The sequence below is a fragment of the Symbioplanes lichenis genome (assembly GCF_030709675.1).
Lineage (GTDB): Bacteria > Actinomycetota > Actinomycetes > Mycobacteriales > Micromonosporaceae > Actinoplanes > Actinoplanes lichenis.
On record NZ_JAUZQD010000007.1, the window covers coordinates 475,065 to 481,927 of the forward strand.

Below are 6,863 nucleotides of genomic sequence, written 5' to 3' on the forward strand. Positions count from 1 at the left end.
CAAGGCGCCGGGCAAGGAAGCGACCAAGGCGCCAGGCCGGAAAGCGACCAAGGCGCCGGGTAAGGACGTGACCAAGGCGCCGGGCCGGCAGCGGAAGAGCGGGCACCGATGACCACGCCACCGGCTCTCGAGCGGTTCCGCTGGTGGCACATCGCCGAGGTGCTGCCGATCGAGGAGGATCTTTTCGGCGCGGAGAAGTGGTCGGCGGCCATGTTCTGGAACGAGCTGGCCCAGCGGAACTACTACGTCGTCGCGACGGACGGCGCCTCGCTGCTCGGGTACGCCGGTCTCAACGTGGTGGACGAGCAGGAGAGCTGGGTGCAGAACATCGCGGTCCGCCGTGAGGCCCAGAAGCGTGGCATCGGCCGCCTCCTGCTCGAGGATCTCATCGAGCGAGCCGGCCGCCGGAAGGTGCTGCTCGAGGTCGCGGTGGACAACGCGCCGGCCCAGCACCTCTACGCCACCTATGACTTCGAGCCCGTCGGGATCCGGCGCGGCTACTACCAGCCCAGCAACACCGACGCCCTGGTGATGATGCGAGATGCCTGACGAGCCCCTGGTCCTCGGGATCGAGACCTCCTGCGACGAGACCGGCGTGGGAGTTGTGCGTGGGCACACCCTGCTCGCCGACGCGCTGGCCAGCAGTGTCGAGCAGCACGCGCGGTTCGGCGGTGTGGTGCCCGAGGTGGCCAGCCGGGCGCACCTCGAGGCCATGGTGCCGACCATGCAGCGCGCGCTCGACGAGGCCGGCGTCACGCTCAATGACATCGACGCGATCGCCGTGACCTCCGGGCCCGGTCTTGCGGGGGCGCTGCTCGTCGGGGTCGCCGCCGCCAAGGGGTACGCCCTCGCGGCCGACAAGCCGATCTACGGCGTCAACCATCTCGCGGCCCACGTGGCCGTCGACACCCTGGAGCACGGCCCGCTGCCCGAGCCCGCGGTCGCGATGCTCGTCTCCGGCGGTCACTCCTCCCTGCTGCTCGTGGACGACCTGACCGCGGGCGTGACCCCGCTGGGCGCCACGATCGACGACGCCGCCGGGGAGGCCTTCGACAAGGTCGCGCGGCTGCTCGGGATGGGTTTCCCGGGCGGGCCGGTGATCGACCGGTCGGCGCGGGCGGGCGACCGGGCGTCCATCATGTTCCCGCGTGGGCTCACCGGGCCCCGTGATCAGGAACGGCACCGCTTCGACTTCTCGTTCTCGGGGCTCAAGACCGCGGTCGCCCGCTGGGTCGAGGCGCGAGAGCGGGCCGGCGAGCCGGTGCCGGTCGCGGACGTGGCGGCGAGCTTCCAGGAGGCGGTGTGCGACGTGCTCACCGCGAAGGCGCTCGACGCGTGCCGGGAGCACGGCGTGGAGACGCTCGTGATCGGGGGCGGGGTGGCGGCCAACTCGCGGCTGCGGCTGCTGGCCGAGGAGCGGGCGGCCAAGCTGGGCATCCGCGTACGCGTCCCGCGCCCCCAGCTCTGCACCGACAACGGCGCCATGGTGGCGGCCCTCGGGTCACACCTCGTGGCGGCGGGCGTGGCCCCGAGCCGGCTCGACCTGCCCGCGGATTCGGCAATGTCATTGACCGATGTCGTGGCCGCGGGGTAGGAAGCACGGATGATCGCACGCATGTGGGAGGTCCGCGCCTCGCGCAGTGGCTTCGACGAGCTGCTGAGCTGGGTCTGCGACGTGGCGGTGCCGCAACTGGAGGTGCTGCCCTCGCACGTGTCGAGCGAGGTCTACTCCTCGACCGATCTGCGCATTGTGGTCATCAGCCGGTGGCGCAATACCCCGGAAGAGTTACCCGCGCCGCCCGCCGAGCTGGTGGCAAGATCTCCGCACGTGTGGGATTTCACGCCGGTCGATAGATAAGGCAGCTAGATCGTGATCACGGGATTACGTAACGTCGAAGGGCGATGCGTGATCTGCCTCCTGCCGACTCCGGAAGCCCCGACCACCGGTCAGCCACCCGCTACCTGACGTGGCTGGCCCGCCGCACTTGGGCCTCCGTCGGTGCCGCCGTCATCTTCGCCGTCCTGTGGATGGTGTGCCAGGCCGTCGTCCCGGCGGTCGTGGGCCGGGCGATCGACGCCGGCCTGACCCATCACGACGGCGGCGATCTGCTGCTGTGGAGCCTGGTGCTGCTGGGCATCGGCGCGGTGCAGGCGCTGGCCGGTGTCCTGCGCCACCGGCGGGCGGTCTACAACTGGCTGTCCGCCGCGTTCCGGACGATCCAGGCGTCGGTCCGCAAGTCCGGCAAGCTGGGCGTCGCCCTGCCGCGCCGGCTCGACGCGGGCGAGGTCGTTGCCATCGGGACGGCCGACATCAGTCACATCGGCAACGCCATCGACATCACCGCCCGGGGCACCGGCTCGGTGATCGCCGTACTGACCGTCACCGTCCTGCTGCTCTTCACGTCGGTGCCGCTCGGCCTGGTCGTGATCTTCGGCATTCCGCTGCTGACCGCGGTCGTGAGCCTGCTGATCCGGCCGTTGCACCGCCGTCAGCAGGAATATCGCGAGCAACAGGGTCAGCTCACCGGCCGCGCCACCGATCTGGTCGGCGGTCTGCGGGTACTGCGCGGGGTGGGCGGCGAGCCGGTCATGGCCGAGCGCTACCGGGCCGGGTCGCAGTCGCTGCGCGCGGCGGGCCTGCGGGTGGCCCGGGTGGAGGCGCTGCTCGACGGGGCCCAGGTGCTCGTACCGGGAATCTTCCTGGTGCTGGTGACCTGGCTCGGCGCCCGCTTCGCGCTGGAGGGGCGGATCACCGTGGGCCAGCTGGTCAGCTTCTACGGGTACGCCGCGTTCCTGGTGTCACCGCTGCGCCAGCTCACCGAGACGATCGACAAGCTGACCCGCGGGCACGTCTCCGGCCGGCGCGTGGTGGACATGCTGCGCGTGGAGTCGGACCTGCCGGATCCGCCCCGGCCGGTTCCCGTGCCGCGCACCGGCGATCTCGTGGACCCGGTCTCCGGTCTCGTCGTCCGCGCGGGCCGGGTCACCGCGGTCGCCGCGGCGCAGCCCGCCGACGCGGTCGCCATCGCCGACCGGCTCGGCCGCTACAGCCGCGCCGGCGACGGGACGCTGCTGTCGGGCGTACCTCTGAAAGAGCTGGAGCTGGCCGCCGTGCGGGAGCGGATCGTGGTGGTTGACAACGATTCCCGGCTGTTCTCGGGGCCGCTGCGGGAGGATCTCGATCCGGACGGCACCGGCCGGGCCCCGGCGGCGCTGGCGGCGGCCTCGGCCGACGACGTCGTCGCGGAGCTGCCCGGCGGCCTGGACAGCGAGGTCGCCGAGCGCGGCCGCAGCTTCTCCGGCGGCCAGCAGCAACGCCTGCGGCTGGCCCGGGCGCTGGTCGCCGATCCGGAGATCCTGGTGCTGGTCGAGCCGACCAGCGCGGTCGACGCGCACACCGAGGCGCGCATCGCGGACCGGCTCGGACCGGCGCGGCGGGGCCGGACCACCGTCGTCTGCTCCACCAGCCCGCTGGTGCTGGACCGGGCGGACCACGTCGTCTATGTCGAGGACGGCGTGGCGGTCGCCGAGGGAACCCATCGCGAGCTGCTGGACAGCAGCCGCGCCTACGCGAGGACGGTGCTGCGCGAGTGAGCAACGCGCTGCCGGTGGCGGACAGCCACCAGGTACGCAGGTACGCCCGCGATCTGTTCCGCCGCCATCCCCGGCAGCTCGCTGTCGCCGTGGGACTGCACGCGGCGGCGGCGATCGCCGGGCTGGCCGGGCCCAGGCTGCTCGGCGACCTCGTCCAGTCGATCGAGCACGGCTCCGGCTTCGGTGCCGTGGACCGCATCGCCCTCCTCATCGCCGTGTTCATCGTGGCGCAGGCGGTGCTGGTGCGCTTCGCCTACATCCGGTCCGCCCGCCTCGGCGAGCGCATCCTCGCCGAGCTGCGCGAGGAGTTCGTGGACCGGGTGCTGCGCATCCCACTGTCCACGGTGGAGCGGGCCGGCTCCGGCGACCTGCTGACCCGGACCTCCCGGGACGTCGACGCGCTGTCGCGGTGCGTCCGGTTCGCGGTGCCCGAGACATTGATCTCGCTGCTCACCGTGGCGCTGGCCGTGGTGGCGCTGATCCTGGTGAGCCCGCTGCTGGCCCTCCCGCTGCTGATCGCCGTACCGTTGATCGTCTTCTCGGCGCGGTGGTACCTGCGCCGGGCGGCGGCCGGCTACCTGCGCCAGAACGCGGCCTATTCGCAGGTCACCGATGGCCTCGCGGAGACGGTCGAGGGGGCCCGGACGGTGGACGCCCTGCGGCGCCAGCGCCAGCGCCTCCGCCGTACGGACGCCGACCTGAGCCGCTCCTGGCAGGCCGAGCGCTACACCCTGTGGCTGCGCACGGTGTGGAGTCCCACGGTCGAGTTCGGCTACATCCTGCCGGTCGTGGGCACCCTGCTCATCGGCGGCTGGTTCTACTACCAGGGCTGGGTGGACCTGGGTCAGGTGACGTCGGCGGTGCTCTACACGCAGCTGCTCATCGACCCGCTCGACCGGTTCCTCGGCTGGCTCGACGAGCTCCAGGTGGGAGCCGCGTCACTGGCCCGGCTGCTCGGCGTCTCGTTCGAGACCCCGCCCGCCACCGAGGAGGTGCCGCGGGGGACCGAGATCGTGGCCAAGGACGTCCGGTTCTCGTACGTGGAAGGGCGTGAGGTGTTGCACGGCATCTCGCTGACCATCGCGCCGGGGGAGCGGCTGGCGATCGTCGGCCCGTCGGGCGCGGGCAAGTCGACGCTGGGCCGCCTGCTGGCCGGGGTCCACGCGCCCGGTGCCGGGTCGCTCACCGTCGGCGGGGTCCCGCTCGCGGATCTTCCGCTCGACCGCTTGCGTACGGAGGTCGCGCTCGTCAGTCAGGAACATCACGTCTTCATGGGCACCCTGCGTGACAACATCGCCATGGTCCGGCCCGGGTCCTCGGCGGCCGATGTCCGGGAGGCGCTCGCCGCGGTGCACGCGCTCAAGTGGGCGGACGCCCTGCCGGCCGGGATCGACACGCTCGTGGGCGCCGGCGGTGTGCCGTTGTCCGCGGCCCAGGCGCAGCAGGTGGCGCTGGCCCGGCTCGTGCTGGCCGACCCGCACACCCTGGTGCTGGACGAGGCGACGGCGCTGCTCGACCCGCGGGCGGCGCGTGATCTCGAGCAGTCGCTGGCGGCGGTGCTCCGGGGACGTACGGTGGTCGCGATCGCCCACCGCCTCTTCTCCGCGCACGACGCCGACCGGGTCGCGGTGGTCGAGGGCGGGCGGATCACCGAGCTGGGGTCGCACGACGAGCTGGTGGCCGCGGGCGGCTCGTACGCCGCGCTGTGGGACTCGTGGCACGGCACGCCGCAGGTACAAGCGGAGCCCGCCTGAACAGCAGGCGGGCTCCCTCGGGCGCAGCGGCTATCTGGCGCCGGTCGCCGCCGATCGGCGCCGGGAGAGCGCGTCGACGCTGGCCGCGAGCAGCAGGATCAGGCCGGTGACGATGAACTTCGTGCCGGAGCTGAAGCCCATAAGGCCCATGCCGTTGTCGATGACCGCGATCACCGCGCCACCGATGACCGCGTCGAAGACCCGGCCCTTGCCGCCGAAGAGGCTCGTGCCGCCGATGACGGCCGCGCCGACGGCGTAGAGCAGGACGTTGCTGCCGCCGGAGTTCGGGTCGACCGAGTTGGCCCGGCTGGCGGCGATGATGCCGCCGATGGCCGCCATGAACGTGCCGATCACGAAGACTGAGATGCGGATCCGGTCGACCGGGATGCCCGCGCGGCGGGCCGCCTCCTTGTTGCCGCCGACCGCGTAGAGGTGCCGGCCGTAACGGGTGCGGGCCAGCACGAAGGTCCAGACCACCAGGATCACGCCGATGATCGGGGCGACGATCGGCACGCCCTTCACCGAGATGATCAGCGGGTTGATGCTGCGCTCCTTCGTCAGCACCGCGACGGCCGCGAAGAGCAGGATCGCCAGGCCGGCGACCCGGGCCGCCACGATGCCCATCGGCTCGGTGACCAGACCCCGGGACGCCCGCCCGCGGATCTTGGCGAACTGGGCGGCCGCGAAGCCGGCCACGGCGACCACGGCGACGATCCAGCTCAGGGCGACCGACATGTTGTTGTTGGCCAGGGCGAGGACGAACTTGTCGCGGATCGAGATGTTCTTGCCGCCGCTGAGCAGGACCAGCAGGATGCCCTGGAAGGCGAGGAAGCCGGCCAGGGTGACGACGAACGACGGGATGCCCAGCTTGGCGCAGAGCCAGCCCAGCACGAAACCGATCACCAGGCCGGTGGCCAGGGCGACGAGGATGGCGCCCGGCCACGACCAGCCGTGATCGGTGAGCAGGATCGCCATGACCGCGCCGCAGACACCGCTGGCGAAGCCGGCCGACAGGTCGATCTCGCCGAGCAGGAGGACGAAGACCAGACCCATCGCGATGAAGATGACCGCGGCACCCTGCGAGAACAGGTTGGCGAAGTTCGTGGCGCTGAAGAACGTCGGCCGCGCGATGCCGAAGACGAGGCACAGCACGACGAGTCCGAGGATGGCCGGCAGGCTGCCGATGTCGCCGCCGCGGACCCGGCCCCAGTAGTCGTGCAGGTGGCCGGCGACGGTCGGCTTGACCACCTGGATGTTGCCGGCGGTCTCGGTCGTGGAGGTACTCATGCGGCGGACCCTCCGGGCGTGATGTCGGGGATGCCGGCGGCGGCGGGCTTCTCGGGCGGCAGGCCGAGGTTGCCGCTGCGGCCGGCCGTGATCAGCTCGACAACCTGGGAGTGGGTGACGTCGGTCGTCTTGACCTGCGCGGCCGTGCGGCCCAGATAGAGGGCGGCGATCCGGTCGCTGACGGCGAAGACGTCGTTCATGTTGTGCGAGATGAGCACCACGCCCAGG

At 72.0% G+C, this 6,863-nt stretch carries 6 protein-coding genes and 1 pseudogene; 5 read left to right on the forward strand and 2 right to left on the reverse strand.

Annotated features, from left to right (window positions below):
• The first annotated feature begins 108 nt into the window (after window positions 1-108).
• The 5 genes from rimI to RAN62_RS19905 are packed head-to-tail and all read left to right on the forward strand — an operon-like array spanning window position 109 to window position 5,348.
• A complete protein-coding gene (gene rimI, locus RAN62_RS19885) occupies window positions 109-549 on the forward strand; it encodes a ribosomal protein S18-alanine N-acetyltransferase (RefSeq protein WP_305786175.1) in 441 nt (146 codons plus the stop codon).
• Window positions 542-1,594 carry a tRNA (adenosine(37)-N6)-threonylcarbamoyltransferase complex transferase subunit TsaD gene (gene tsaD / locus RAN62_RS19890; RefSeq protein WP_305786176.1) on the forward strand — a complete coding sequence of 351 codons (1,053 nt, stop codon included), beginning with the start codon at window positions 542-544 and terminating at the stop codon, window positions 1,592-1,594. Before rimI ends, tsaD begins: the two co-directional genes overlap by 8 nt.
• Window positions 1,595-1,603: 9 nt before the next feature.
• A complete protein-coding gene (locus RAN62_RS19895) occupies window positions 1,604-1,858 on the forward strand; it encodes a hypothetical protein (protein ID WP_305786177.1) in 255 nt (84 codons plus the stop codon).
• A 44-nt stretch (window positions 1,859-1,902) separates the two neighbouring features.
• Window positions 1,903-3,594: an ABC transporter ATP-binding protein gene (locus RAN62_RS19900; RefSeq protein WP_305786178.1), complete on the forward strand. Its 1,692-nt coding sequence runs from the start codon at window positions 1,903-1,905 to the stop codon at window positions 3,592-3,594.
• Complete coding sequence (locus RAN62_RS19905; RefSeq protein WP_305786179.1) at window positions 3,591-5,348, forward strand: ABC transporter ATP-binding protein; 1,758 nt, start codon at window positions 3,591-3,593, stop codon at window positions 5,346-5,348. The genes RAN62_RS19900 and RAN62_RS19905 overlap by 4 nt, the downstream gene beginning before the upstream one ends.
• 30 nt (window positions 5,349-5,378) lie before the next feature.
• Here RAN62_RS19905 and RAN62_RS19910 read toward each other — a convergent pair whose 3' ends face one another.
• The gene (locus RAN62_RS19910) at window positions 5,379-6,635 is read right to left on the reverse strand and encodes a sugar ABC transporter permease (RefSeq protein WP_305786180.1); all 1,257 of its coding nucleotides are present in this window, start codon (window positions 6,633-6,635) and stop codon (window positions 5,379-5,381) included.
• Window positions 6,632-6,863, reverse strand: a pseudogene (locus RAN62_RS19915) (sugar ABC transporter ATP-binding protein); the annotation flags it as partial. The pseudogene RAN62_RS19915 and the gene RAN62_RS19910, both read right to left, overlap by 4 nt.